The sequence below is a fragment of the Paenibacillus sp. FSL R7-0048 genome (genome assembly GCF_038004505.1).
Taxonomy (GTDB): Bacteria; Bacillota; Bacilli; order Paenibacillales; family Paenibacillaceae; genus Paenibacillus_AQ; species Paenibacillus_AQ odorifer.
In genome coordinates, this window is record NZ_JBBORF010000001.1 from 6,489,284 (window position 1) to 6,513,595 (window position 24,312).

General features: G+C 45.3%; 31 protein-coding genes and 5 tRNA genes. 6 read left to right on the top strand and 30 right to left on the bottom strand.

Annotation, left to right across the window (positions count from 1 at the left end):
* Positions 1-174: 174 nt before the first annotated feature.
* On the bottom strand, positions 175-1,068 hold the full coding sequence (locus NSQ91_RS28635; protein ID WP_076304939.1) for a LysR family transcriptional regulator: 894 nt from the start codon (positions 1,066-1,068) through the stop codon (positions 175-177).
* A gap of 165 nt (positions 1,069-1,233) precedes the next feature.
* On the opposite strand from NSQ91_RS28635, the gene NSQ91_RS28640 reads away from it, so the two are divergent.
* The 4 genes from NSQ91_RS28640 to NSQ91_RS28655 all read left to right on the top strand — a co-directional run bounded on the left by NSQ91_RS28640 (position 1,234) and on the right by NSQ91_RS28655 (position 6,364).
* Positions 1,234-2,202 (top strand): ABC transporter ATP-binding protein, encoded by a 969-nt coding sequence (locus tag NSQ91_RS28640; protein WP_076304940.1) that lies wholly within the window; start codon positions 1,234-1,236, stop codon positions 2,200-2,202.
* A 90-nt stretch (positions 2,203-2,292) separates the two neighbouring features.
* Positions 2,293-3,372: an ABC transporter substrate-binding protein gene (locus tag NSQ91_RS28645; RefSeq protein ID WP_076304954.1), complete on the top strand. Its 1,080-nt coding sequence runs from the start codon at positions 2,293-2,295 to the stop codon at positions 3,370-3,372.
* A gap of 5 nt (positions 3,373-3,377) precedes the next feature.
* A complete protein-coding gene (locus tag NSQ91_RS28650) occupies positions 3,378-5,057 on the top strand; it encodes an ABC transporter permease (protein ID WP_076304941.1) in 1,680 nt (559 codons plus the stop codon).
* A complete protein-coding gene (locus tag NSQ91_RS28655; RefSeq protein WP_076186563.1) occupies positions 5,054-6,364 on the top strand; it encodes an MBL fold metallo-hydrolase in 1,311 nt (436 codons plus the stop codon). Before NSQ91_RS28650 ends, NSQ91_RS28655 begins: the two co-directional genes overlap by 4 nt.
* Positions 6,365-6,467: 103 nt before the next feature.
* On the opposite strand, the gene NSQ91_RS28660 is transcribed toward NSQ91_RS28655, so the two are convergent.
* The 24 genes from NSQ91_RS28660 to NSQ91_RS28775 all read right to left on the bottom strand — a co-directional run bounded on the left by NSQ91_RS28660 (position 6,468) and on the right by NSQ91_RS28775 (position 22,606).
* Positions 6,468-6,749, bottom strand: a complete 282-nt coding sequence (locus tag NSQ91_RS28660) for a holin (RefSeq protein WP_076280160.1) — start codon at positions 6,747-6,749, stop codon at positions 6,468-6,470.
* Between the two features lie 12 nt (positions 6,750-6,761).
* On the bottom strand, positions 6,762-7,454 hold the full coding sequence (locus tag NSQ91_RS28665) for a M15 family metallopeptidase (RefSeq protein ID WP_076304942.1): 693 nt from the start codon (positions 7,452-7,454) through the stop codon (positions 6,762-6,764).
* A complete protein-coding gene (locus NSQ91_RS28670) occupies positions 7,426-7,815 on the bottom strand; it encodes a hypothetical protein (RefSeq protein ID WP_076304943.1) in 390 nt (129 codons plus the stop codon). The genes NSQ91_RS28665 and NSQ91_RS28670 overlap by 29 nt, the downstream gene beginning before the upstream one ends.
* A complete protein-coding gene (locus NSQ91_RS28675) occupies positions 7,808-8,008 on the bottom strand; it encodes a hypothetical protein (protein ID WP_036681274.1) in 201 nt (66 codons plus the stop codon). Before NSQ91_RS28675 ends, NSQ91_RS28670 begins: the two co-directional genes overlap by 8 nt.
* A 2-nt stretch (positions 8,009-8,010) precedes the next feature.
* The gene (locus tag NSQ91_RS28680; protein ID WP_036681272.1) at positions 8,011-8,292 is read right to left on the bottom strand and encodes a hypothetical protein; all 282 of its coding nucleotides are present in this window, start codon (positions 8,290-8,292) and stop codon (positions 8,011-8,013) included.
* A gap of 94 nt (positions 8,293-8,386) precedes the next feature.
* Positions 8,387-8,605 (bottom strand): hypothetical protein, encoded by a 219-nt coding sequence (locus NSQ91_RS28685; protein ID WP_081387930.1) that lies wholly within the window; start codon positions 8,603-8,605, stop codon positions 8,387-8,389.
* Positions 8,606-8,630: 25 nt separating this feature from the next.
* Positions 8,631-9,071, bottom strand: coding sequence for an XkdW family protein (locus NSQ91_RS28690; RefSeq protein ID WP_076304944.1), 441 nt, complete (start codon positions 9,069-9,071; stop codon positions 8,631-8,633).
* Positions 9,072-9,089: 18 nt separating this feature from the next.
* Entirely contained in the window at positions 9,090-10,586 is a 1,497-nt protein-coding gene (locus NSQ91_RS28695) for a hypothetical protein (RefSeq protein WP_076304945.1), read from the bottom strand.
* A gap of 11 nt (positions 10,587-10,597) precedes the next feature.
* Positions 10,598-11,209, bottom strand: coding sequence for a putative phage tail protein (locus NSQ91_RS28700; RefSeq protein ID WP_076304946.1), 612 nt, complete (start codon positions 11,207-11,209; stop codon positions 10,598-10,600).
* Positions 11,210-11,212: 3 nt separating this feature from the next.
* Positions 11,213-11,548: a hyaluronate lyase N-terminal domain-containing protein gene (locus tag NSQ91_RS28705; RefSeq protein WP_076099872.1), complete on the bottom strand. Its 336-nt coding sequence runs from the start codon at positions 11,546-11,548 to the stop codon at positions 11,213-11,215.
* Between the two features lie 11 nt (positions 11,549-11,559).
* Entirely contained in the window at positions 11,560-12,582 is a 1,023-nt protein-coding gene (locus NSQ91_RS28710; RefSeq protein WP_076304947.1) for a DUF2793 domain-containing protein, read from the bottom strand.
* A gap of 1 nt (position 12,583) precedes the next feature.
* Positions 12,584-12,997, bottom strand: a complete 414-nt coding sequence (locus NSQ91_RS28715; RefSeq protein WP_076304948.1) for a phosphoglucomutase — start codon at positions 12,995-12,997, stop codon at positions 12,584-12,586.
* A 1-nt stretch (position 12,998) separates the two neighbouring features.
* The gene (locus tag NSQ91_RS28720; RefSeq protein ID WP_076304949.1) at positions 12,999-14,057 is read right to left on the bottom strand and encodes a baseplate J/gp47 family protein; all 1,059 of its coding nucleotides are present in this window, start codon (positions 14,055-14,057) and stop codon (positions 12,999-13,001) included.
* Positions 14,050-14,481 carry a DUF2634 domain-containing protein gene (locus NSQ91_RS28725; protein ID WP_340920945.1) on the bottom strand — a complete coding sequence of 144 codons (432 nt, stop codon included), beginning with the start codon at positions 14,479-14,481 and terminating at the stop codon, positions 14,050-14,052. Before NSQ91_RS28725 ends, NSQ91_RS28720 begins: the two co-directional genes overlap by 8 nt.
* Entirely contained in the window at positions 14,478-14,774 is a 297-nt protein-coding gene (locus tag NSQ91_RS28730; protein WP_076099903.1) for a DUF2577 domain-containing protein, read from the bottom strand. The genes NSQ91_RS28725 and NSQ91_RS28730 overlap by 4 nt, the downstream gene beginning before the upstream one ends.
* Positions 14,775-14,779: 5 nt before the next feature.
* Positions 14,780-15,742 (bottom strand): XkdQ/YqbQ family protein, encoded by a 963-nt coding sequence (locus tag NSQ91_RS28735; protein WP_076099867.1) that lies wholly within the window; start codon positions 15,740-15,742, stop codon positions 14,780-14,782.
* A gap of 9 nt (positions 15,743-15,751) precedes the next feature.
* Complete coding sequence (locus tag NSQ91_RS28740) at positions 15,752-16,504, bottom strand: LysM peptidoglycan-binding domain-containing protein (RefSeq protein ID WP_076304950.1); 753 nt, start codon at positions 16,502-16,504, stop codon at positions 15,752-15,754.
* Between the two features lies 1 nt (position 16,505).
* Positions 16,506-18,449 (bottom strand): hypothetical protein, encoded by a 1,944-nt coding sequence (locus NSQ91_RS28745; RefSeq protein WP_076304951.1) that lies wholly within the window; start codon positions 18,447-18,449, stop codon positions 16,506-16,508.
* 194 nt (positions 18,450-18,643) lie between these two features.
* Positions 18,644-19,066, bottom strand: a complete 423-nt coding sequence (locus tag NSQ91_RS28750; protein ID WP_076129761.1) for a phage tail assembly chaperone — start codon at positions 19,064-19,066, stop codon at positions 18,644-18,646.
* A gap of 126 nt (positions 19,067-19,192) precedes the next feature.
* A complete protein-coding gene (locus tag NSQ91_RS28755; protein WP_340920953.1) occupies positions 19,193-19,663 on the bottom strand; it encodes a phage tail tube protein in 471 nt (156 codons plus the stop codon).
* Position 19,664: 1 nt separating this feature from the next.
* Positions 19,665-20,987, bottom strand: coding sequence for a phage tail sheath family protein (locus tag NSQ91_RS28760; RefSeq protein WP_076304952.1), 1,323 nt, complete (start codon positions 20,985-20,987; stop codon positions 19,665-19,667).
* Positions 20,987-21,166 carry a hypothetical protein gene (locus NSQ91_RS28765; protein WP_076220512.1) on the bottom strand — a complete coding sequence of 60 codons (180 nt, stop codon included), beginning with the start codon at positions 21,164-21,166 and terminating at the stop codon, positions 20,987-20,989. Before NSQ91_RS28765 ends, NSQ91_RS28760 begins: the two co-directional genes overlap by 1 nt.
* On the bottom strand, positions 21,163-21,576 hold the full coding sequence (locus NSQ91_RS28770) for a phage tail terminator family protein (RefSeq protein WP_076303124.1): 414 nt from the start codon (positions 21,574-21,576) through the stop codon (positions 21,163-21,165). Before NSQ91_RS28770 ends, NSQ91_RS28765 begins: the two co-directional genes overlap by 4 nt.
* A 532-nt stretch (positions 21,577-22,108) precedes the next feature.
* The gene (locus tag NSQ91_RS28775) at positions 22,109-22,606 is read right to left on the bottom strand and encodes an ArpU family phage packaging/lysis transcriptional regulator (protein WP_038574900.1); all 498 of its coding nucleotides are present in this window, start codon (positions 22,604-22,606) and stop codon (positions 22,109-22,111) included.
* Positions 22,607-22,894: 288 nt separating this feature from the next.
* Here NSQ91_RS28775 and NSQ91_RS28780 point away from each other — a divergent pair, with 288 nt between their 5' ends.
* Both NSQ91_RS28780 and NSQ91_RS28785 read left to right on the top strand, forming a co-directional pair.
* Positions 22,895-23,326 carry a helix-turn-helix domain-containing protein gene (locus NSQ91_RS28780; protein WP_038573442.1) on the top strand — a complete coding sequence of 144 codons (432 nt, stop codon included), beginning with the start codon at positions 22,895-22,897 and terminating at the stop codon, positions 23,324-23,326.
* A 28-nt stretch (positions 23,327-23,354) separates the two neighbouring features.
* Positions 23,355-23,768 (top strand): ImmA/IrrE family metallo-endopeptidase, encoded by a 414-nt coding sequence (locus tag NSQ91_RS28785; protein ID WP_036681396.1) that lies wholly within the window; start codon positions 23,355-23,357, stop codon positions 23,766-23,768.
* Between the two features lie 100 nt (positions 23,769-23,868).
* Here the strand turns inward: NSQ91_RS28785 and NSQ91_RS28790 are convergent.
* From NSQ91_RS28790 to NSQ91_RS28810, 5 genes are all read right to left on the bottom strand, one after another.
* Positions 23,869-23,942 (bottom strand) — tRNA-Pro (locus tag NSQ91_RS28790).
* Positions 23,943-23,956: 14 nt separating this feature from the next.
* Positions 23,957-24,030 (bottom strand) — tRNA-Gly (locus NSQ91_RS28795).
* A gap of 11 nt (positions 24,031-24,041) precedes the next feature.
* Positions 24,042-24,115: transfer RNA gene (locus NSQ91_RS28800), tRNA-Pro, on the bottom strand.
* A 32-nt stretch (positions 24,116-24,147) separates the two neighbouring features.
* Positions 24,148-24,224 (bottom strand) — tRNA-Arg (locus NSQ91_RS28805).
* 7 nt (positions 24,225-24,231) lie between these two features.
* Positions 24,232-24,306, bottom strand: a tRNA-Gly gene (locus NSQ91_RS28810).
* Positions 24,307-24,312: the final 6 nt, after the last annotated feature.

The following is a 24,312-nucleotide window of genomic DNA, read 5'->3' on the forward strand; positions in this document are numbered from 1 at the left end:
ATTAAAGCTTCCTCATATCATACAATAAAACCGTTTGAAAATCTGCAACTTTTTTGTGCTGTAAAGCGACACAGCACCTAAGATTATACACCAATTTCTGAATTTATACAGTCCTTATATTTTATGTATTCTTTCATATATATAATGGCTCTATCGTATATTCTCTATGTATGCTTATATTCGGATTGTACGGAGCTGATCAATGAACAGTCCAATTAAAGGAGAATAATGGCGATCACGGTTATACGAATAATAAATATGTCTTTCAAAATTATAATCCGGAATGGCTCGCATTAGCAATCTTCCTCTGGCTACCTCGTCCTCCACAGCAAGGCGTGAAATAAATGAAACATGTTGTCCACTCATGAGCGATTGCTTAATTGCCTCCAGTGAATCGAGCAAAATATGCGGTTTTGATTCTTTTCCCTCTCGTTCAAACCATTTATCCGTCAACTGGCGTGTGCTTGATTCCTTGTCATGTAAAATAAAGCTCGCTGAAGCAATCATCGCTGAGTTTAAATTAGAAAATCCGGCAAAATCATGTGTAGGTGCAAAAACAAGGACAAGCTCATCCTCACATAAGGCTTGAGTATGCAGATCAGGCAGATAAAAAGATTCCGTAGACAAAATACCAAGATCAATCTCATGGCTGGCAAGCATTTCTTTGATCACCGGTGAAGGCTTAACCGATAAAGAAATGGTAATCCCCGGATGCTGTTCGCCAAACTGCCCCAATATTTGTGGAAGAATATAAGTAGCTGGAACATAACTGGCGCCAATTTTCAGTGTCCCCCGACCTGCCTGACTGAACTCTTTTACCACCCGCTCCGCTTCCGCAGTAAGCGCATTGATTTTGATCGCATAATGAAGAAAAGCTTTGCCACTCTCCGTAAGAATCATTTTATCCATTCTGGATTCAAATAACTTCTCCCCCAATTGCTGCTCTAAATTCTTCAAATGATACGTAACGGTGGGCTGCTTTAGTCCGAGTTTATCTGCTACCGTGGTAATTTTTTTATGTTTATTCAGCAGTTCTACAATTTCCAGCTTCATTAGATTAAGGTTCATTCTCTTCCACTCCCTCGCCTTTTCCTAAACGGTAACATAGAAGAATTCTATGAATGTTAAAATAAATCGGCAAAAAAGTTAATATCACAGTTACATTCAGCAAATATAGCGGGAATTCTTTACCTTTACACTAAGAACAAGCTTAAGAACAGGCAGGTAGATAGAATGAAGGAAATTACAATCCACAGATTGGAAAAGAAATTCGGAGATGTGCATGCCTTGAAAGCTGCAGATCTAAAGATTCCCGCTGGAAGCTTTACGACATTACTCGGTCCTTCAGGTTGTGGAAAGACGACACTACTCCGTCTGATTGCTGGGCTGGAAACACCGGATGCAGGAGAAATTCTGATCGATGATGAGTTTATTTTTTCAGGCAGCAAAAGAATTAGCCACCCCATTCATCGCCGTAACTTTGGCATGGTTTTTCAAGATTTCGCCCTCTGGCCGCATCTGACTGTGTTCGAGAATGTAGCCTTCGGACTTCGAGCTTCCAAACAAAAAAAGAATTTACGGATTCGGGTACAGGAGGCGCTTCGATCGGTCAAGCTGGAGGGGCTGGAGCTGCGTTTTCCACATCAGCTGTCCGGTGGACAACAGCAGCGGGTTGCTTTTGCCAGAGCCGTAGTCATGCGCCCTCAGCTTGTATTATTCGATGAACCATTAAGTGCGCTGGATGCGGTCTTGCGAGATGAAATGAGGCTGGAGTTAATCTCCTTGGTAAAAAACATGGGCATTACAGCCCTGTATGTGACGCATGATCAAACCGAAGCGATGTCTATGTCAGATGAAGTAGTTGTAATGCAAGGTGGTACTATTTTACAAAGTGGATCTCCTGAGGACATTTATCGTAAACCGAGTCATCCTTTTGTAGCCCACTTTATTGGTAAATCCAACTGGATCGTTCCGGATAAACAGATGCTGCGTCCAGAACATTTACGCTGGTCTCAGGAGAATGCTTCCTCTCTTCCTTTTACAGGGACTATTCAGCATGTGAGTTATATGGGGGATCGCTATGAGATCATTCTGGACATGGAGCACAATGGGACTTGGACCGCTTATCATGAGCGGCGCCTACCTGTAGGGGAAAAGATTCAGCTGTACGCTTCAGAGCACCAAATCCATCATCTGAATTAAGCGTCCACTGCATGGAATGGCTCTATATGATGCTGTTCCATGCAGCAAGATGCACACAACAATATTAGGGAGGCAATAACATTGAATCAAATGAAAAAGACAAAAGGGTTAAGTTCACTTCTTCTAACAACTGCACTTGGTATTACTTTAGTGGGCTGCGGCTCCTCGAACACCCCTGCGGCTAACGCAAGCAACAACCAAACCGATACTGCGGCGGCGACGCAAACTGAAGCCCCACAACCAACAGAAAAGACACTAAGCGGCAATCTTGTCGTTTACAGTGCAGGCCCTGAAGGCTTAGCCAATAAAATCAAAGACGGGTTTGAAGCCAAAACCGGCGTTAAGGTTGAAATGTTCCAAGGCACTACAGGAAAAATACTTGCCCGCATGGAAGCAGAAAAATCCAATCCGGTCGTTGATGTTGTTGTCCTCGCCTCTCTTCCGTCCATGCAAGGAATGAAAAACGACGGATTATTACTTCCATATAAAGAAGCGATTAATTCAGACAAGCTGGTTAGCGATTGGTCAGATATAGATGAAGGTAACTATTTCAGTTACAGTGCATCCGCACTCGGTATTGTCTACAATACCAAAAAAGTAAGCTCACCGCCGACCTCCTGGGATGATCTCAGCAAAGCGGAATGGACGGGTGCAGTCAATATCCCCGATCCTTCACTTTCCGGCTCGGCTCTTGATTTCATGACTGGGTATTTAAGTGCTAAGGGGGACAGTGGCTGGGATCTTTTCAAACAATATAAAAGCAATGAAGTAGCTATGGCAGGCGCCAATCAAGAGGCACTTGATCCTGTGATTACCGGTGCTAAATCCGTAGTTGCTGCTGGCGTAGATTACATGGCTTATAAAGCAAAAGCTGACGGAGAACCTGTGGATATCGTCTACCCTGCTGAAGGAACTGTAATCAGCCCTCGTCCGGCTGCGATCATTAAGACAAGCCCAAATGTAGATAACGCTAAGGCTTTTATCGACTACCTGCTCTCCGATGAAGCGCAAGCCCTTGTTGCCAAAGCTTATTTGCTGCCAGGCAGAACTGACGTGAAGGCAGAAAATCGTGCCAATCTTGAAGAAATCAAAACATTTGATGTGAATTGGGAATGGATGAATGAGCACAGCGATGAAGTTTCCTCGACCTTCACACAAATTTTTAAATAAGCGTAATGAATACTAACTCTTTGCGCTCATTTAAATGGGTGAGCGGTGGACTGGCTTTATTTATACTAACCGTGATCGTGCTGCTGCCACTCCTGCTCATTTTCTGGACCAGTATTTATCCAGAGGAGCATCTCGACATAGCCGCACCACTACGAACCATTATGGGGAGCAATGACCTAGTAGAGGTGCTGCTGAATTCTATCGGGCTTGGGGTAAGCGTCATTCTGCTAACTACTTTGTTTGCGCTGCCTCTAGCCTGGATTATGGCAAAAACCGACTTAGGGCGCCACAACTGGCTGGATGTCGTGCTGTTAATTCCATTTATGACGCCGCCTTACATTGGTTCTATGGGCTGGATGTTGTTTATGCAGACGGGTGGGTATATGGAGCAGTTTCTGCCCTCCTCCTCCGTGTTGACACCGTATTTCTTTAGCTATGGGGGTATGGTGCTGATCATGAGCCTTCACCTGTTTCCCTTCCTGTACCTGCTGCTGCGCAATGCGCTTTTGCAGATCGGGGGCAATCTGGAGGAAGCAGCCTCTGTTCACGGCGCCCCCTTCTTTTACAGATTTAAAAGAGTGATTATTCCTTTACTGCTCTCTAGCTATGGGCTTGGAGCACTGCTCATCTTCGTCAAAACAATTGCTGAATTCGGTACCCCTGCGACCTTTGGCCGCAGGATCGGCTTTTACGTGCTGACCTCTGAGATCCATAAATATATCTCCAGTTGGCCGATTGATTTTGGTAAGGCTACTTCACTAGCCTCCTTGCTGCTCGGAGTTTGTCTTGTCATGTGGTACATCCAAACTATAATTAGCAGCCGCTACTCTTACCGTCTGATCGGTGGAAAAGGAACTCGTACTAAACGTTATAAGAGTACAGGAATCGTAGGGTTTCTTAGCTGGGGTTATGTTCTTCTATTGCTTCTGGCATCCATCGGCATTCCTTATTTCTCTATCATAACAGCCTCATTATTGAAGCTTCGGGGAGAAGGTGTATCCTGGAGCAATCTAACCTTAAAACATTATGCAGAGCTGTTATCCCCGGGTTCGCAAGGACTAGAGGCCTTATTAAATAGCTTTACATTAGCTATCGTTGCTTCCAGTATCGCTGTTATTCTCGGGACTTGGTTTGCCTTAACGGTAGGAAAAGGGGCTACATTCAAGCAGAAAATTACAGATTTATTCAGCTTGCTTCCAAATACAGTCCCTGGAATTGTAATTGTAGTAGGGCTAATTCTGCTGTGGAATGCCCGCTGGATGCCTATCCCGCTCTATAATACCTACTGGATGGTTGTACTGACTTATGTCGTACTTTTCCTTCCTTATACTGTTCAGTATGTAAAAGCAAGCTATGGGCAAATCGATTCCTCTCTGATGCAAGCGGGACAAGTATTCGGAGGTAGTAAGCTGTATGTGTTCCGCCGTGTCCTGCTTCCCCTCATCCTTCCGGGGATGGTGGCTGGCTGGATGATGACCTTCACCATTTCCAATCGGGAACTGGTAGCCTCATTACTCATTCTTCCGCCTTCAATGCAGACCTCGGCAACATATATTTTCGCCCAGTTTGAACAAGGTGCGGTAGCGATGGGGATGGCCATGGCTGTAATTTCAGTAGGTATCACCACCATACTACTATTAGTCTTAGAATATTTAAGCCCAGATAGAAAGCGGAGACAACAATGAGCAGACTAACGATTTGGGGAGGGGCCGGAGAACATGGCCGTTCCTCCTATCTTTTGCAGGGCAAGGATTCACGAAATGGCATCCTGCTCGATTGTGGCGTAAAAAAAGAAGGCCCAGGGGAATACCCCCTACTTGATAAGGATATTATTCCACATTTGCAGGCAGTATTTCTGTCTCATGCTCATGAGGATCATTCCATAGCGCTGCCCTTACTTTATAAACACGGATACAGAGGGAAGGTATGGACTACTAGATCCACCTCATTACAGCTTCCTGATTATTTCGAGGCCTGGGATAAATATGTGGCGGCTCAATCCGCCCCGCTCCCCTATGAAGAAACGGATAAAGAAGCTATTCAATTCAAGTATTTAGAGGAGCATGTCTCCCCTCAAACTTGGCTGACGCTTGCGCCTAACCTTCGAGTTCAATGGGGACGTAGCGGGCATTTAGCAGGTTCGGTTTGGCTGGTTATCCAATGGGACGGAAAATTCATATATTTCTCGGGGGATTATACAGAGGAGTCGCAGCTGCTCACGGCAGACACCCCAGCAATTATGGAAGCCGAAGCTAAAAATGTGGCTGATCTGTCCATTATCGATGCCGCTTATGGGGCTGATCCTGATGAGCAGCTTGTAAAATTACAGCAATTAGAGATAGCCATCCATAACACCTTGCAAAAAGGGGGCTCAGTCCTCCTTCCTGTGCCTATCCATGGCAGAAGCCAGGAATTGGTCGTATGGGCAAATGAATGTTTTCCAGATCATCAATTGATCGTTGAAGAAGTACTCGTCGCTCCTTTACGAGCATTAAGCGACAAGGTGGAATGGCTGAAAGAGGACGCTATTCAGCGTGTAAATGCGCTTTTTAACAGAAAAAACTTGTGTGTTGTATCTAATTCGGACGAACGCGCGAAGGCAATGCTGAATCTTAAGGGAGCTATCGTATTCACCAATGACGGGATGATGCAGTCGGCAAAAGCACAAGAATACTTTCACCAACTCTCTGTTTCTCCTGACAACCATGTGATTTTTACGGGACATTTAGCGGCGGGAAGCTTTGGACATCGTCTTGTTGAGCAAGCTATGATCGGAGAATCTAGCAGCGTACGCTGTACAGTCTCACTTATCCGCTATAAAGTCCATCAAGGCTTGCCGGACATTCGCAAAATGCTCCAAACGATTCCCAGCCACCGGACAGTACTTGTCCATGCTCCCAAACCACATATCGACCAAGTAGCTTCTATATTAAAAGGAGAAGGTTTCACAGGACTATATTCTTTACAACCCGGCAGCACGCTTTCGTTCTGAAACTTATTTATGTAATATCATGAGAAAAACAATGGGGCTCTTCCTTAGGTCTTTTTCAGACTTTTTGGAACAGCCCTTTTTATAATTCGTACCTATTATCCACTTACCCTTTCGTCGTGCCCGGGCGATCCTTAAAAGCTAGCTCAAACAACCCCGTCGCAGATAAACCTGCAAGGCCCCCAGCCCAAAGGCGAAGCACTAAATCTAGTTCGGTAAAAGGATACGCTACTACGCCGATGAACAAACCTATCAATAGTCCGATAATCGGTACTGCATTACGCGGGATGTTGATACTATTTTTGACCAACTGAACCAGTGCCAGTACGAATACTGCTAATATAGAGGCGAATGCCACAACATTATCTAAAATTGTTCCAGTTTCCATCCTTTTCCCTCCTTAGCGGGTACTTATAATCTCAACCGTTCGAGTCGCAGAATCATAACCTACCTGAGCACCCAGCGCTTCTGCAATAACACGTACAGGGACGTAGGTGATGCCTTTTTCAAGCACTCCATCTGCAACCTTAACCCCGTTAACCTTTACGACAGCAATAACATCACTCTTCAATTCTTCCTCCTCCTTCCGATTGATGACCTTATACGCTGACTCCACCGCAGATGTTGAGGGCTTTGTCCCTGCTCGTAACTGTGTGAGTGTTAACCCAAACGCCATTTGAAAATGGGGGTAATCCTTGAAGCTTGTCCAGTCGCCACCCCACTCGAAGCCCAGCCCTTTTGCCTCCTTCACAACCTCCTGCCAATCTGCGATCTGGTTGTTATTGCCGTCCCGGCACATATCCCATGACACACTCGATCCATTCGGCAGCAAAAGAGCAAAATCTACGGCCAATCCAAAATTGTGATAGCTATACCCGCCTCGCGCATTGGTTACAATCGCTCCGGGCTTGGTGCGGCCTTGTGCATAAAGAGCATCCTGCTCGGCAATTGTGCGAAGTCCCTGCGTAATGAGAATGGGGATGTTGAGTTTGTAACAACGTTCGATTAGAGCAGTAGCAGCGGAACGAACTACGGGGTGTAGGTTGGTTAGGCGTTGGGCTGATTTATTTTTCACCTGAGTTAATGTCAGCATGATGTTCCTCTTTTCTGTCTATCTTTTTCAGATAAATAAATTGGTCGTATTTCCCGGAACGTGTCAGTATCGCTAATATGATAATTCCACCAGTTGTACCGAATTGGGCAATAGCCCAGCTATAATGAAGCCAAGTCAGCCATGTTGTCATGTCCACTCCTAGTAATTCTGCCAAACGGAATAGTAGAACGATAAGCATATTGAATGTATAAGCCAATAAGAAAAAAAGCATAGCCAGCATAAAAACGCTGACCACACCTTTATGAAATCTTTCGTAAAAATATTGCCTGTGGCAATGAATAATGTATATTCCGCAGGCCGTAGTAGTGCCATATAGCACCAATAATAAAAAATCAATCATGTGCATCATGATCCCCTCGATCATAAACTAAATATTTGGCGAACCGGTTGCGATCAATCTCCTCCTGAATTTCCTGCGAGACATTTTTATAATGACTTATGGTCAGTGTAACGCTGGTAGAGGCTCTGCGGAGCTCCATCTCTTTATCAACATGCCGGGGGAGAAGCAGCCGCCGAATCCATTGTGACAGCATTCCTAACTCCCCCTGTCTTCCGTATGGTCAATCTTCAGTTTCTTTAAGACGTCCAGTGTGGGCTGCATAAACTCCGAGCGCTCCTTATCCAAAATCGCTTGCAGACGATCCCGATCCTCCTCTGCCCGATCCAGCATTTCTCGCGGTACAAGGTTCCCTTTGACAATCGCACGCAATAACACCATCAGCACGATCATCAAAATGAAAGCAACGATATAAGCCAGCCCATACTTATCTGCCAGCGGCAGCAGCTTCTCCAATTGCGCAATATCCCCTTCGCCCATTCGTCCGCTCCTTTCTGTAATGATGTTAATGCGTAATAGCCCCCGGCACCACCGAGGGCACAAAAAAACACGCTCCTGTGTGGATGCGTGCTAATTATTTGGCTGATGAAGCTTGCTCAGTCGAATCGTTTTCAGCAAAATGAATATCTGATCGTTTCTCGAGAATCTGATCCTTAACCAAATTCTCATTATCCGGCTGCATGTTATAGGAAGAAATGATATTCTTTATCGGACCCTCCTCACGATCATAACGAGTGATGCAGGCATTGGCCATCAACCGAATTTTGGCGGCTGTTAATGAATTCATTGTCATGATTACAACTCACCTCCCTCTGGGTTTATATGCTGAGTAATTCAGCCATAATGACTTCGACATCTTGAAGCCTGTCTTGCAAAGCAGTATTTTCAGCACGGAGTTGCTCGACTTCGCTTAATTCTGGTGGTTTGTTAGCTTCTGCTTCTAGATATGCTTCCCACGCGGCTTCGAGTTCTTCTTCCGTTGGTTGCGGGACATCTAGGTTCCAAGCTGCGATGTATGGGCCACGTTCAATAATGTCGTAGTCTACGCCCTTTTTCAATCGGTTAAAATCCACTACATAACGATAGTGTACATCTTCTATATACTCGGTTTCGTCTTGATCTAATAGTCGGATTTCGTAGCGTGTGCGTCCGTGTACGCCTTCGTGTAATACGGGTTCAGCTCCGTTATCTTGCACTATGAAATCTTTTATTGGGTCGGCGTTTGGGTATAGATACATAATTGCTTGTGCTATATTCATCGTTCCTCATCCCCTTTTCTATGCAACTTTAACTATTCTCAAATGACTGAAAAGACCGTCACCAGTTACCCCAACGTTAGATGTTCCGTAATGATAAATGTAAAATTCAAGCGTATGCCCAGCGCTAAGATCTGTATTAGAAACCCCAAGGACGGAAACGTCTTGCCCACTAGCTGACGCAACGGTTCTTCCAATGCACTGATCCCGCGCTCCGTTTTTATAAATTTGAATCTGAACCACAAATGGCAAGGGTACGGATGTGCATGTAGCCATAACATCAATAGCGTATATACCAGCAGCTTTTGCAGTGAAAATCCCGGTGGTCGCATTCCATTCACCTAAACGATCATAGTAAACCGATGGGAATAAAAGTTTAGTGAATGTGAGCGGTACGATTGTTTGTGTAGCGCTACCGCCGCATGCAATATTACTTCTAGAATTCGTTGTATTATCTCCCCATGGGTTAAGAACCCCACTTGTGATGATACCATTTAATGAGCCTTCGGGAGTTATTCCTGATGGCTGTGAGCCATATTTATAGATTGAACCGCCATGACTAGTGTAAAGACCTACGCCATTCGCTTGCCCCGTGTTTTCGAGTGATGTAACAATCGAAGCACTTCCGACTATTATTCCAAAGTTTCGTCCAGATACCGAAGAATTTCTAATGTCTGCGTTTTGACCTGCAATATTAATGCCCGGATAATTAGCGGTAGTTCCACAGGAGCAATTTTTAATGTCGATGTTTCCACCGTCATATGCATTAAAACCCATTGAGGTTGTGGTATTAGCAGAAAAACCGTCTATAACAATACGATTGCACCGTTCAGCCACGAAGGAGCGGATAGTTACAGAAGTACCCATAAATTGAACATGACCACCGCCTACTTTGCCGCTAATCCTCACATCTTCGGCATAGGTTCCAGATGTAACATTTATAGATGCAGTATGATTAACAACTTGAGGAATCATGCCGATAGCCCTATTGATTGTTTTAAATGCCCCTGCTGCCGTATTGGCTAAACCGTTGTTTGTGTCATTCCCGTCCGTCCGTACGTAGTACGTAATATCCGCTGTCGTCTGCTGAGGCGTAGTAACCAACGGCGCCTTACCATTCAGCTGCCCCTGAATCCCACTAGTCACCCCATCCAAGTACCCAAACTCCGCGTTAGAGACCACTCCCGTTCCAATCTTCGAAGCATCAATTCCGGCTGAAGCATTAACATCGGCGTTTACAATCACCCCAGCCGCAATTGCGGTCCCCCCGTCACCAGTACTTATAACATCCCCCGTGTGATTAGGATGCACATAATTATTCGCTCCCGTTGCAATCCCCCCCAGCTTCGTTTTCTCAGCTGCGGTGTAGTCGTTCGTAGATAGCTGTTTGCCTGTTACTTTATCGACCTTGCCATTAACGGCATTGTCCAAAATGTCCATATTCCCGTTCAAATCGGCAATATCAACGATATCTGTTCCCTCTGGCTTTTTTAAGCCCAAATTTCCTGTGGTTTGCATATGTCACTCTCCTATCTATAAGTTCTTAATTCGTTCCATGTTTTACTGTGAGCACTCTCCCAAGTCAAGGCTTTAACAGAGTCCCACCAGGTATAGCTGAACACAAATTCATAAGCTAAATGCGCAGGTTTAATCTCTTCGATGATTTGAATCAACCCTGCCATATTTGGAGGAATCCCCAGTGTACTCACAAAATGAATCTCAAAACGGTACTCCTCAGGCACTTCCTTTACTTCAACCACTCCACCTGAAAAAGCTGACGCCGTCCGCTGAATCATCTCCGGTGTGGTCGTCCCATTTCCACGCAGCTTTGCCTTAATCATCTCTCGGCGTGTGGCATATGACTTGGATGAATCGATATTTAGTCCAAGCTCAGCTTCCCATCGTCCAAGGCTCACCGTTGCCGTTTCAACAAAAGCCTGATCCAGTACGTCTATAGTGCCCAGCTTCAGTCCACCAATTTCTAGCCCGATGGTCTCCTGAAGCTTCTCCATTTCGCGGACATCCTTATAATAGTCCGGCAAATACTGCATTAGATCAGGCGCCTCGACTTCACAAGGATGGCTCGAATCTTTATCTGCGGAATATTGCAATTCGCTGTATAAAGAGCTGCCGTAACTCATCCTCTACACCCCCTTCAGTTGATTCCAGGTTAGGGGGCCTTTGGGCAAATAATCATGTGTATGCGCCGCCGGAGGAAATACCACTGGTTTACCTGCTACCCCCGCCCAAGCTACACTATCCGCTTGTTGTGCAAAATCCACCTTGCCATTGTTATTCGTATCGTAAATGCTTTTCAGCATATCCCCGGTACTCTGCGCGGCTACCAGCAAGACATTACCAGCGGCAGAACCAATGTACAGCTTGCCACTGTCTGTACAATACCCAAGCTCACCAATAGCCAGCGCTCCAATGGCGCTTTCCAAGCCGCGGCGTATTTGAATCAATGTTTTTAGAGCCATTGTCCCGCCCCCTAGAATGTTCCGCCATCAATACTGGCTACGGTAAGTCTATTGCCATTCGCTGCATCATAAATGATGCTGCTTCCATCCACACTTACAACTACACCGGATCCATCTACGGTGATTCCTTTTCCTGCCGTAACCGCAATCGCGTCTGCAGTAACCGTGATTCCATTGCCTGCACCAATATTAAGTGCCACAGCATCGGCCTGACCCCCACCAATTAGCCCGTTCCCAGCTGTAATGGTCTGTAGTGCACCACCCGTGCGTACCCATGCGCTGCCATTCCAGCTATAGATCTTTTGCTCATCATCGACGTAAGCGGTCCAGCCTACGGTAGGAACATAAAATACCCAAGCAGCAGATTGGTATTCAACAATTTGATTCGTTTTGCCCGCCCATGCCCCGGTTGCCCCTGCTGGAATAATATATCGATCCCCCTCAACCGGACTGGCAGGTGGAGCCAGCAGGTTCTGGTCTTTTACCGACGCTTGCGGTTCGATGTTATGCTTAGCCAGCTCAATTTCATTTTTAATCTTTTGTGCAGACCACAAGTCTGTAATCGTAGTCCCTGTATCATTGATTGTCCGGTGCTTGGCCACATCATCAATGTGAGTCTTGATCTCAGCGGCAGTCTTTACGCTTGTGCCATCCGATACTTTATTGATATGTCCCGCACTAATATCCGCTTTAAGCACCTTCGCATAGGTTGCTCCATCAGCGATATCATCAATTGTACCTGTCAGATCGGTAAGCTTCTGCGCATTCACCCGCCGCCAAGCTGCCCCATCATCAAAATATAAATATCCGCTATTCGAACCCGTAGTCACGTAATACAAACGACCAACGGATCCTGCAACCGGACGCGAAGCTTCTGGCCCTGACAGCGCCCTGCCGACCATGGAATTGGACGTGCCGTCACCAATATAAACTTCCTTAGTATCACTGCAAAAACCAAGCTCGCCTGCCTTCAACACGCCATAACTCGTTAGCTCAGCCTTTGTACCCCGCTTTATTTGTATGGTCTGTGCCATTTTACACCTCTCTTCTAAATGATCCTCCGTCAATCTGGCCCTTGTTCTTATAACGCTCTATTTCAGTCTGGACAGCAGTAAGACTCACCTGCAAACCGTTAATATCCTCTGCTTCAACCGTATCGCCGGGAGTTTCGTAAGTCACATATACCTCAGGCACATCGGCAAAAATCTTAATCAACCGCCGCCAGGGCGCCTCATCCGGAAAAGATACAGTGAAATTGCGTAGCTCGATCCCGGAATACTGTGACCCTGTGTACACCGCAATGGTCTGATTATTAATATTGTCATGCGCTAGAAGACCACTGTAAACGCCATTTACAAGCGGTAATCTCTCTTCGATAACATAGCTGCTACCGTTTACTTTTTTATTAAGTTTTTCTTGAAAAATATCAATTTGCTCTGGATAACCCATGCTACACCTCCAGTAGAACGTTGCCGAACAACGGTACTTCTTCTTCGTTCAACATCACATTGCCCGCTCCACTGTTCAACTTCAGCTCTGTGTAATCCGCAACTCCTTCAGTAGCAAGCAATAATGCCCCGATGACAGACTGACTGATATAGGTTGCTGAAAAAGCCTTCTCCTTGCGATATTTCTCAAGCATCACCTGAAAGCCTTGGTTTACAGCTTGCAGTGCATAGCCAGAAGCAAGGGTTACTTTGGCGCTTATACTGATGTTTTTGCCCGCAGCCGGTGCCACGGTCACAACAGCCCCTACCGGTGCTTGTCCCTCACCCGCTCCTGAGACCGGATCAATGTATTGCTGCACCTGAGCCGCCAACAGCTCGGATGCTGGTTTTTTTTCGGCGTCCACAATAATCACCTTCACAGTTTTAGGACCTTTCCATAATGGAAAAACACGTGCGCCTCCCACACCCGGAACTTGTAGTGCCCACTCCATATAGTGATATTTATTTCCGCTAGTAGCTGGGCGTCTGACTGAATCCAAATAACGCTGGCGTAGTGCATCATCCGTTTCAATGTCCTCCCCAGGGATCAGAAGAGAAGCTATTTCTCCGCGCGCTAGGTCTGAGATATAATCCACTGGCAGTAAAGAGCCAAAATATCGATTTCCTTCTTCTCCAGCGGTTTCACTTTCCAAGCGATACACTCCAGGAGATAACTTCTCCACAGCCGTATAATTCAGCATTTCGAGTGAGAAGCGGCTGCCGAGTGGAACATCTAACAATCCTCCATCCGCCTTATAAAAAATCCCTTTCAGCTGCGCCTTGCTAGCTTCACGTCTTACAATGCCTGACCAGGAGATACTTCGCTCTAAGTACTCTCCGGTAGCCGTATCTGCAAAATACAGATTATTATTCACATCCAGCTCAATATACATCTGTGCCAACTCAGCGGCTGCTGGAGCCAACGCGTCATAAATGATGCTGCCCCCGCGTTTATCCAATCCTGATGGAATCCGGTCCAGCATCCGCTCCAAAAGAGCCTCATACGTCTGATCCTCATACATCCTCATTCCACTCCTTTCTCAGCTGAAAATTTCCGTAACGTGTGACGACCTTGCAGTCAAAAGTTAGATTATCTCCGGTAAACGAAACAACAATATTCTCTAAGCTAAGGATTCGTTCATCCTGAAGTAGTGCCTCACTTACGATACGTCTGATTTCAGCTCTAACCAGCAGCCGATCCTTGCCAAGCACCAACCGCCACTCTGTTCCGTAATCAGAACTGTAAATCAGATGTTCTAACCGATCGGTTCGCAATATTTTAGCCGCCGCCTGTTGAACAGCTTCTAGTCCATCCGTTTGGCCTGTAATCCTTTTTCTCTCCCAATCCATCCGGTACGTAAGACTAGGACTTTCCCCACGCTCAAGGTTGACCTCCCCCTCAAGCAGGGCCGTTATCGGTCCAGCTTTTCCAATCGCAGGGATCATATCGGGCTCACCAGCCGATCCAGAACAATGTAGCTTTGTCCGCCCTGCATTCGAACCATTAATACGCGGTCCCCACTCGCTAGTCCTCGCCGAAGTATTACTTCTTTGCCCTCGATGTCGATCTTGCTTTCCATTACCGATTCAGGCAGCACTAACGCATTCCCCGATAAAATAAACCGCTGATCCACCTGAATCTGCAAAGGAGCTGCCTCCGTTACCGTTCCATAAGAAAAAGCCACGGGATTTGTACTTCCCACGGCTCCTAGACTTGCTTTTTTAATAATATCTAACATTATTTCTACACCACCTTAATATCGAGGGACATGGTATGCTCCCCTCCAGAAATCTTATGGCTGCATTGGTCCACCAGAAACAATTGAGTCTCGAATTCATCCAATAGGACATAAATGAAATTGCCTGCTCTTACGCGCATATCACCAATCGCCTGTACGGAGAGACTGAGCTTTTCACGGTTGTGCATTTTCAGTAAATTGTTTGCCTTCTCCTGAATTTGGGCAGCATTCGCTTTGTCATCAGCCTTCTGATACAAGTGCAGGATACCCCAGCGTTTCACATTGTCCTTGTCACTAACCGGATAGAAATCGCGTTTGCCCGATGCCTCGTTATCCTTGTACAGAAAAATCGTGTTGTACGTATCGTCATCAATACTTTTTTTGAGCGAATAATCGTACAGATAATGACCCGCTCCGAGCACCAGGTTAAGCAGCATAGAATCCGGTTTACGCAGCGTCAGCTTCCCAAAATCATCGTAAAAAGCCATCAACCGCCCCTTATACTGAAGCTCACTGCCGATGGCTCCCATAATGATGTCCAACAGCTTTTTGTCATCTTCAATTAAAGAAGGAATCCGGTACTCTGTCTCCTCCAGCACACCTGTCTTTAATCCGTAGTCCGTTGTTATTTTCTTGATCACATCACTAGCCGTAACATCCTGCAAAACATAACTACCATTGCCCAGCAAATAACGAATCTGATCATAGGCAGTCAGCTTAATCTCCTGATCCGAGCCCGTATCAATGCTGAACACAAATCCGTAAAATACATCCACATTATCTTTACTGAACTGAATAATATCACCATTGCTGATCCCGAACTTGGGGAGCTGATAGATTCCGCTGTCCACAAGCGTTAACTCTAGCGTTGACGGTTTACCTGACCGTGCGGTTTTCCAAGAAATATCTGAGACGATGCCAGAAATATCCCATAGATTCCCTTCTTTATTCTTCACTAGCAGTTCCATAACATCCTCCTACGGCAGCTTGATGACTTTACCGATGGGCAGCTTTTTCAGCTCACTATCCGGAATGCCATTAAGCTTTTGAATGGCTTTGTACTTCGAGCCATCTCCTAGGTTTTTTTGAGCGATACTCCATAGACTGTCTCCAGCTTTTAAGGTATAGGTAGTAGGCTTTGCTTTTTCATTGGCCCGCTTCTGTTCCGCCTTCACTTCACCTTTGACAACCTTCACAGCTACCGCCTGATAGAATACGTATTTTTTGAGAGATAACGAATATTCAATATCCCCTGACGTACCCGCACTAAGCTTCCAAGTGAAACCTTCAATGCTCATAGCCATATTCACAGCAAAATCAATTTCTAAAGATCTATCCTCACTAATTGAAGATTCCTCTAGCCATTTCTGCGGTTTGTTTAACTTCTTTTCATCCTTTTTCGTATCATCGGGATACCTCACACCGGAGAACACAAACCGAATGGGCCGACGACTCGTCATCCATTTCTTAATAAGCTCCACATATTCAAAAGGCCTTTTCAGTCCATCCTCTTGCACCAATACGAACGGATACCTTTGTGCCGGGAAAATACTTTCAATTGTGATCTCCGTAAGCTTTGGATAAGCAATCGTATTGATCTCACCCAGATCGATAATGGTATAGCTTTTTCCATCCCCACTCTCCTTGATTTCCAAGGTCTCTGGATTGACTGGCAGCCGAATTGCATCCTCCTGATTATTAAAACCCAAAAAAATCCCGTACTCTTCCACGTTACGTATACACCCCCTGCGCCGTAGAGACAAACTCCTCGTTCAGCTTTTGCCCGATCTTGTTGATAATCGTATCAATGTCTCCGGCATTGTTAATATTCCCGGTCGTCACCTGCACCGTCGGCGTAAGCTCCACAAAATTCTGGATCGCCTGAATCTCGGCCAGCTCGCGCAGCATTTTCAGATCATCACTGGAGATGTCTACGGTGTCGTTGATGGAGCCGAGCTCGTTCACACGGTTGACGGTGTTCAGATTATTACCCTGAGTAGCTAGTAGACCTGTTGAATCCATTGATTTTGTACTGCTGATCGGATTCAACATATCCTTCACTTTTTCAGTAGCATCGCGCCCTTTGTCCATCAACTTGTTCGTGGCATTCTTTCCTTTTTGACTGGCGCTATTAAAACTATCTTCAAGATTAACGTACTCGATCTTAGCAGTCTTTTGCTCTGGAAAATTATCAGCGGTAGGAGCAAACGCCTTAAAATTTTGCCGGTATTTATCGATCATATCGCTTGCCGCATGAGGAATTTCCGGCTCCTTCCTCTCAACTTTTAGTTTACTTATCCCCAATTCGTCGAAGAATGGAATATGACTTAAAGCCTCAATCATGGAATTAAATTTGTCTAGTACCCAATTGATTGCTTTTGCCATTACCTTCATGAATCCCCCGGCAAAGCCCTCTGCTCCAACTGTCATATTGTAAAGAACATTAAGGGCACCCATACCCAGATCATATAGCAGTTGCTTCATAAAATTGACCGCTTCATGAAATTTATTCACTATATAATCCCATGCAGAGATAGCTGCATTCTGTATAAAAATCCAAATGTTATCCATCACTGCGCTTAACCATCCAAATGCTCCCACTATAGCTCCAACGACATCCCCCGCAGAAATACCTAACATTTGAAAAATATAAATAAGAACAGCTATAACAGCGATAACCACTAAAATAGGCCAGTTTACTACCAACCATGCTGCTGCAAGCTGATAAGCGGCTGCTACAAGTAGAGCCACTTGTACGATCATAGCTACGAGATAGACAATGGCTATCGCTTCAAGGATCGGTTTAATCCAAGACCAGTTCTCCTGCACCACTCCAACCAACCATAATAAGCCATCCACTACCATGCCAATCACATTAGCAATGATCAGAAAGCCGTTAGCCATAGCATCTATAATCGGCATAAATTGGCTTGAAGTCAGCGCCTCGTTCAATGTATCCATCACTGGCCTCAAGGCTCCCATTGCTTTCTCACCGATTTTCCCAAGTGCAACATCTGTATTGTCATTCAGCTTATTCCAGTCAGCGATATCTCCTGGCTGTGCCGCAGCTTTTACAGCTTTCTCCCCAAAAGACTTCACGGCATTAAATGGCTTTACCACATCAACTGTCTTGAGAAACTTCATAATTCTCGAGTCAGGAGTTGGTGGGGATGGTGGAACCGGAGGTTCCTTTTTCAGATTAATTTTGGGCTTGGGGACCGGATCAGCCTTAACCTCCGGCTTTTTCTCCTCTTCTTTCTTTTTCTCCTTCGCTTTTAGCCCTTTCCACCACTCTACCTTTTTCGCCTCTTCTTCTTCAGCCTTACCTTTTTGCACACTTGGGGAGCTATTTAATGTTCGAAGCGCTAACTGTTGTGATTGCCCTGCTTGTTGGCTTTGCTCGATAACTATATCTCTAGAAACTATGACCTTAGGAGGAAGTCTCTTAAAGCCTTCAAGCAGCGAATCATTGATATCCTGCAAAGATTGGTTCACTAGATTCAGAGAACGGCTCATCTCATCGCTTGACCGCTTAACAACTACCTGCACTCCCTTGACCAATCGATTAACGATATCCAGATTGCTGTTCACACGAACACATTGTTTATTAACACTCTTCCAAATTCCCAGAGATTTCATCGGTAGCATTACGGCTTTAGATGCGTCTATCTTCATTCTCTCACCCCCTAACTATCTCTTCCTCGCCTTACTCCGTGCCTGATCCCGCTTCTCCTTCTCCACACGAACAGCAATCATCGCATATATTGCGGCGCGTTCGCGGGAAGACAGCTTCATCAGCTCATGGGGTAAAATGTGCAGCTCATGGAGGGCGTAATAAGCAAAATTGGCTTCACTATCGCCCTCGTTGATTAGTTTTTTACTTCATCCACCAGCTCGTTCATGTCCGTGCCAAAACCATTTAAGGCCTGCACCCGCTCACCCAACGCCGCGAATTCACCTGGTAGCAGCATTTTACGCAGCAGTGTCTCAGCGCCAAGTACGCCATAAGAACGCTGCAATTCAGCATTTTTCAGATCCGGATGCACTACACTTGAGGTCATCAGCTTCGCCATATAATCGTTAGGCTCAATTTCGGAGGTATACACTCCGTTTTTACCTTTGACTTTGCGGGTTGCGGCCTTGCGGCATTCCTGATTCTCATCCTCAGTCATACTGCGCAGCTTCCAAGCTACCGCATTTCCTTCCTTATCCTTAAAACGCTGGGATACTACAAACTCCTCGGTCGTGTCACATGCTACATTTTGGGCAAAAAACAAACTTAATTCGCTCATTGTCTTCCTCCTAGAATTATTTATTTAGATACTTCTCCTGCTACTAGCTGCCAATAGACAGAGAAGAGACCCGCCGCTCATTCTACGTTCGGGTCTTGCTTGCTCCAATCTATCTAGTTGTCTTAATTAAAGCCCGGAACCTGCCGGAGCACCAAAAGCTTGCACAATCTGCACATCTTCAAAGGTAAAGCTAACTTCTTCTTCCAGAGCGTCTGACTCTGTATCGAGTGAGGCCATGATGACACTATCAAGGTTCACGCCTTTTAAAATAATACGCTGTGCTCCCACGCTGGACGATGGATCTTCGTTCGTAACCTCAATATCGAAGTACTGATCAACACCCGTATTCATATAATCGAGCATCATCTGGCGGAAACGACTAGTCATATAAAAAATCGTCATCAAACCGCTGCCCGACCATCCAGTCGCTTTATGCTGAACACCCCGGCGGCCCAGTGTTTTCACCTCTGCCTTTGTTTTTTCTACTGTAGCTTCAAGAGTTTTCACATAGAACATCTCTTCGGTTTGTGTACCAATCACAGCATAAGCACGGCCCTCCTGGCCGGAAATCGTATCACTAGCTTTTAAAAATGCCATCTTAAACCACCTTCACTTTCATATATACTTTTTCTACGGAATCTACCGGTTTCACAGCCACATCCAGCACGATACTATCACTATCTGCACCAGCCACAACTACAACATCTGTCTGCGCGTTAAAGCCCTCAATCGCACCCATATCCTGCAAATCATTCATATAAGTCGCACACTGTGACCAGAAAAGAGCACGGCCATCTTCATTATTCGCGACCTTACCGATATAGTAGTTCTCAAAAATACGCTTCATATCATTTGCAATTCCATCCAGCACGCGCAGTACACGATTTTTGGAGAATGCTTTGTCTTTGTCCGGTGAAAACGCGGTAAATGTATTGATATCCTGTTCCACCACAGCCCGTCCGCCACTGTAAGTAAAGATAAGCTCTCCTTTTAGCAACGCAGCTGTAGTCTCAGAATGACTAAGTCTTACATCAGCATCCAACGAATCATCATAACCCTGATAAGTCAGCGATTCATTAACAGCAGCTGCTGCTGTAGCACCAGCTACCCAAGCAACGGCATTGACGTTATCAATCGTAGTTCCGTCGCTCAGTACTACCCCATTATTCACGCTAATCACACCTTCATGACCTGCAGCCGCATAATCGGATAGTACAGCCTGTACCTTTTTCCCTTCTGTATCCCGAAGCCGTCTCACAAAAGAACTGTAGAGTGCCTTCAGAGCACTATCCTGCGATACTAGACCCACGGTTTGGAATTCCTGCACCTCAAGAGCAGACAGGAAGTCACTATGTGCTCCATTCGTCACGGTTCCGTTAGCCCCCCCTGTAAGCGGCATGCCTGCAATTAGCTTCAAGCCTTCTGCACCATTTTTCTGGAATTGAACATAATCGTTCGCGACCAACTCTTCAGCCGTTCCGACCGTTTGCTTGTTCAGTTCGGTTCCATTAAGCAACGTCTTTACATCAAAAAGAGCAGCATTCTCTATATTTTTCTCAATCACAATCAAAAGATCATTTCCGCGTACACCGCCATATTTAGCTGTTACCTGAAGGCCGTTATTTGTGACTGCCGCTTTAACACCTTCATTCAATCGATAGAGCAGCAAGGTTCCCGCCCGTTTCAGCGCTTCACGCACTGGCAGTAGAGTTGGATGTTCCAAATCCACTCCTAGCAGCTTATTCACATCATCCTGCGGGGTAATCTTCATGATTACTCCCGGCTCTCCCCAAGATAGGGCAAGCGCCAATGCCGTAATCCCGCGTTCTCCCATTTTGCCGATGGCACCTTGATTTGATGCTACATTTACGTACACCCCAGGGCGCACCTTATTTTGCGTTGTCCATGTTCCGCCTGCCATTAGTTCATTACCTCCTTATTTTTGAACAATCCCATAGATTGCTTTGCTTCTTCGAGCGTATAGTTCTTGCCATCCTGCAAAATAACGTTCAATATATCCTTTTCCCTCGGCGTAAAAAGTGGGGAATTCACAATCTGTTCCTTACTGAACCCATTCCCGTTACTCCCTTTAGTACTCATTTTAATCGTTCTCCTCCAATCATTTGTCCCATCTTAATGCTGTCAGGCTTGTCGTTTTGCAAATACAACATATAGTCAACTGTAAACAGCGGCCCATGCCCTTCAGTTCCAGCTTCCCAAGCTTGCCTAACTACACGAAAAGCTCCACCATCCTGCTCCATTCCTGCCATCACCTCACTTAGCTTATCTGCCATTCTCTCAGCCTCCAGCATATTGCCTTGCTCATAACGGATGCCAAAACGGTAGACCGCTAAATACCTGCCCTCCCGCTGCCGATCCAGTGTTGCTGAGATCAATCCGGGATGAAAATAAGCGGTTTGAGGTTTTTCTCCTTCTACATATACAGGCACATCAGGAAAATACCGTTCAAGTGTACTTGTAATATGTTCTCGCAATTGTTGTACCGACATCACTCCATTCCTTTCTGATCTGCGACCGTTCGTCGATCCTTGATGGTGTTAACCTTCAACTGCATGAACATTAAGCAGACACCCCCTCAACTAGATTTAAGAAAAAAGGATACTATCCGAGGTTGGATAATATCCCTTCTTCATTAGGTAAATGCGAGAAGAATCTTTCACCGCTAGGTTTGTTCTCATGACCCTTAGGGCGGAACTATTAGCAGAGCATTCATGCTCTTGCGGTGTTCTTTTGCTTCATTTGCCATGTTATAATCATACCCCCATATTATCCTTGCGGAGAGGGTAAACGGACGAGGTTTTGGCTAGCTTTGGGATGGTATAGAGCGGTTTTTTGGAGGTACACAATTGAAGACAAGCTAAAGAGCCTTCGACCCTACTTTTATGGACGGCAAGCATTTGTGCGAGGATTATAAGGATAAAGTACACCCTGAAACTTATACTTTCTTATAATTCAAAAAAAGACCGCATCATCCGCTCGGACGATACAGTCTTCTTTACTAATCAAACTATTCTACTTCTATTAAGTAATACTCATTTTCTCTTTCTTTACCCTAGGCGCTGTTGTTACTAAAGTTTGCAGAGACAGTAAGCCGAGATCCGTTAACGCTAATGCCATCTTGTAAAAAGCCTTCGAGCGTATCTTCACGTAAGTGTCCTTACTTACCGGTGGATCAAACACATGATTGTAAATCGTATAATCGTACATCTCGTCTCTTCTCATATACCTTTCCCGTACCAGCTGCTGTTCTCTCGTATCGAGTCTCTCTACCACAGAGTCTATTGCGGAACAATAAGCTCTCCTTGCGGCGGGGATGTCCACATTATAAGAAGCTATCGCAGCAGTCTGATCAGTTACAGTGTTAGTAGGACCATGAAATCTTTCTGTGTATGAATAAGTTGTGCTTGCTTCCTTAGCTTCAAATGTAACGGTCTTAAAAATACGGTATTTCTCCAACATGCTCTCTATAGCGACCTGGGTTCGGCGACGGTCCAACTCTGGTAAAGTTGATATGTTCATCATTTATGCACTCCTTTTGGGTTTAACTGAATGAGATTTAATTTGCGGAATTTTCCAGCCCAATGTGATAAAATAAATCTTGTTCGTATTCTGTTCGTATTTTTCTATAATATACCACTTCTTTACCAATCTCGTAAAACCCCGTTTTAAGCTGTTTTTATCGAAAAAGAGCGTATATCCCTCCATTATCTTGCCTTTTGGCAATAATATACGCTTTGTTGTTTACCTATTGGCAAAAATGGCTTATATTATTATCATAAGGTTACAGCCAATAAGGAGTGAGTTGAGATGAAACAGGAATTCGGGGATTATATGAAGCATCTTCGGGAAACAAAGGGACTCACCATTAATCAATTAGCAGCAGCAGCCGGAATTAGCGGTTCGCAAATTTCCCGGATTGAGAATGGATTAAGAGGGGTTCCTAAACCAACCACGTTACGCAAAATTGCTGAGGCCACTGGCGTCCCCTACGAGGAGCTAATGGATCAGGCAGGGTATTTGCAGGACCAGACTCTTTCAAGCGATGAGGCTGTCCCAGATTGGGCTACAAGCAAAGATAAAAGAGACTTTCGAAAAATGCTAGAGGATGATGGAGAACTGATGTTTGACGGGATTCCATTAGACAAAGAAGATAAACAGAGGATAAAAGATGTACTAACCGGATTGTTCTGGGAAGCCAAACAGATGAATAAGAGAAAAAAATCCAAAGACACTAAATAACTATACTAACATGCTGCAGGTGAAGAACATGGATGAACTGATCAATAGTCTGATTAAAAAATATAAAACCAACTGCCCGTTCGAGCTTGCCGCAGCACTAGGCATTCAAATTCGCTTCATGAACCTGGGGACTGGCACAAAGGGATTATATTATCGAAAACTAAGAAGAAGGTTTATCGTCATTCATAATGAGTTGCCTGTAGAATGGCAGCGCTTCGTTTGTGCGCATGAATTAGGACATGATCGGCTTCACAAGGGAATCAATCGCTTTTTTCTGGAGGAAAGCTCCTATTTCTCTCCTGGGAAGCTTGAACGTCAAGCTAATGTCTTTGCTGTAAAATTACTATCTTCGGGCAGAAGCCCCGAACAAGAGGAATCATGGAGAAACTATTATCTACGGATTGGAATTCCACCGGAAGTCCGATTTTTTTTGGAGGAATAATAGAACATACGTTCCTCGGATGTATTTATATGTATATTCAATACATAACAAAAAAGCCCTTACCGAAGTAAGAGCTTTTGAGCAGCTATTAAGCTGAGTATCGGGATGACACGATTTGAACATGCGACCCCCTGGTCCCAAACCAGGTGCTCTACCAAGCTGAGCTACATCCCGTTACTATAAAATTATGGAGCGGGTGATGGGAATCGAACCCACGCTATCAGCTTGGAAGGCTGAAGTTCTACCATTGAACTACACCCGCAAAGGTGAAAATCGGGATGACACGATTTGAACATGCGACCCCCTGGTCCCAAACCAGGTGCTCTACCAAGCTGAGCTACATCCCGTTATAAATACTATAATTGCTTAATAATAAAAATGGCGCGCCCTGAGAGATTCGAACTCCCGGCCTTTTGATTCGTAGTCAAACGCTCTATCCAGCTGAGCTAAGGGCGCAAAATTATGGAGCGGACGACGGGAATCGAACCCGCGACCCTCGCCTTGGCAAGGCGATGCTCTACCGCTGAGCCACGTCCGCAATAAG

Bases quoted from the DNA above. Each gene is read 5' to 3' on its own strand.
- NSQ91_RS28675 (WP_036681274.1), bottom strand. From the start codon at position 8,008: ATGCTGTCACAATGGATTCGGCGGCTGCTTCTCCCCCGGCATGTTGAT.
- NSQ91_RS28690 (WP_076304944.1), bottom strand. From the start codon at position 9,071: ATGAATATAGCACAAGCAATTATGTATCTATACCCAAACGCCGACCCA.
- NSQ91_RS28720 (WP_076304949.1), bottom strand. From the start codon at position 14,057: ATGTATGAGGATCAGACGTATGAGGCTCTTTTGGAGCGGATGCTGGAC.
- NSQ91_RS28730 (WP_076099903.1), bottom strand. From the start codon at position 14,774: ATGTTAGATATTATTAAAAAAGCAAGTCTAGGAGCCGTGGGAAGTACA.
- NSQ91_RS28705 (WP_076099872.1), bottom strand. From the start codon at position 11,548: ATGGCTCTAAAAACATTGATTCAAATACGCCGCGGCTTGGAAAGCGCC.
- NSQ91_RS28710 (WP_076304947.1), bottom strand. From the start codon at position 12,582: ATGGCACAGACCATACAAATAAAGCGGGGTACAAAGGCTGAGCTAACG.
- NSQ91_RS28715 (WP_076304948.1), bottom strand. From the start codon at position 12,997: ATGGGTTATCCAGAGCAAATTGATATTTTTCAAGAAAAACTTAATAAA.
- NSQ91_RS28645 (WP_076304954.1), top strand. From the start codon at position 2,293: ATGAAAAAGACAAAAGGGTTAAGTTCACTTCTTCTAACAACTGCACTT.
- NSQ91_RS28660 (WP_076280160.1), bottom strand. From the start codon at position 6,749: ATGGAAACTGGAACAATTTTAGATAATGTTGTGGCATTCGCCTCTATA.
- NSQ91_RS28725 (WP_340920945.1), bottom strand. From the start codon at position 14,481: ATGATCCCTGCGATTGGAAAAGCTGGACCGATAACGGCCCTGCTTGAG.
- NSQ91_RS28655 (WP_076186563.1), top strand. From the start codon at position 5,054: ATGAGCAGACTAACGATTTGGGGAGGGGCCGGAGAACATGGCCGTTCC.
- NSQ91_RS28670 (WP_076304943.1), bottom strand. From the start codon at position 7,815: ATGATTGATTTTTTATTATTGGTGCTATATGGCACTACTACGGCCTGC.
- NSQ91_RS28700 (WP_076304946.1), bottom strand. From the start codon at position 11,209: ATGAGTTACGGCAGCTCTTTATACAGCGAATTGCAATATTCCGCAGAT.
- NSQ91_RS28665 (WP_076304942.1), bottom strand. From the start codon at position 7,454: ATGCTGACATTAACTCAGGTGAAAAATAAATCAGCCCAACGCCTAACC.
- NSQ91_RS28650 (WP_076304941.1), top strand. From the start codon at position 3,378: ATGAATACTAACTCTTTGCGCTCATTTAAATGGGTGAGCGGTGGACTG.
- NSQ91_RS28750 (WP_076129761.1), bottom strand. From the start codon at position 19,066: ATGAGCGAATTAAGTTTGTTTTTTGCCCAAAATGTAGCATGTGACACG.
- NSQ91_RS28765 (WP_076220512.1), bottom strand. From the start codon at position 21,166: ATGAGTACTAAAGGGAGTAACGGGAATGGGTTCAGTAAGGAACAGATT.
- NSQ91_RS28780 (WP_038573442.1), top strand. From the start codon at position 22,895: ATGAAACAGGAATTCGGGGATTATATGAAGCATCTTCGGGAAACAAAG.
- NSQ91_RS28640 (WP_076304940.1), top strand. From the start codon at position 1,234: ATGAAGGAAATTACAATCCACAGATTGGAAAAGAAATTCGGAGATGTG.
- NSQ91_RS28785 (WP_036681396.1), top strand. From the start codon at position 23,355: ATGGATGAACTGATCAATAGTCTGATTAAAAAATATAAAACCAACTGC.
- NSQ91_RS28680 (WP_036681272.1), bottom strand. From the start codon at position 8,292: ATGGGCGAAGGGGATATTGCGCAATTGGAGAAGCTGCTGCCGCTGGCA.
- NSQ91_RS28635 (WP_076304939.1), bottom strand. From the start codon at position 1,068: ATGAACCTTAATCTAATGAAGCTGGAAATTGTAGAACTGCTGAATAAA.
- NSQ91_RS28685 (WP_081387930.1), bottom strand. From the start codon at position 8,605: ATGACAATGAATTCATTAACAGCCGCCAAAATTCGGTTGATGGCCAAT.
- NSQ91_RS28760 (WP_076304952.1), bottom strand. From the start codon at position 20,987: ATGGCAGGCGGAACATGGACAACGCAAAATAAGGTGCGCCCTGGGGTG.
- NSQ91_RS28745 (WP_076304951.1), bottom strand. From the start codon at position 18,449: ATGAAGATAGACGCATCTAAAGCCGTAATGCTACCGATGAAATCTCTG.
- NSQ91_RS28695 (WP_076304945.1), bottom strand. From the start codon at position 10,586: ATGCAAACCACAGGAAATTTGGGCTTAAAAAAGCCAGAGGGAACAGAT.
- NSQ91_RS28735 (WP_076099867.1), bottom strand. From the start codon at position 15,742: ATGGAACTGCTAGTGAAGAATAAAGAAGGGAATCTATGGGATATTTCT.
- NSQ91_RS28775 (WP_038574900.1), bottom strand. From the start codon at position 22,606: ATGAACATATCAACTTTACCAGAGTTGGACCGTCGCCGAACCCAGGTC.
- NSQ91_RS28770 (WP_076303124.1), bottom strand. From the start codon at position 21,576: ATGTCGGTACAACAATTGCGAGAACATATTACAAGTACACTTGAACGG.
- NSQ91_RS28755 (WP_340920953.1), bottom strand. From the start codon at position 19,663: ATGGCATTTTTAAAAGCTAGTGATACGATTTCCGGCCAGGAGGGCCGT.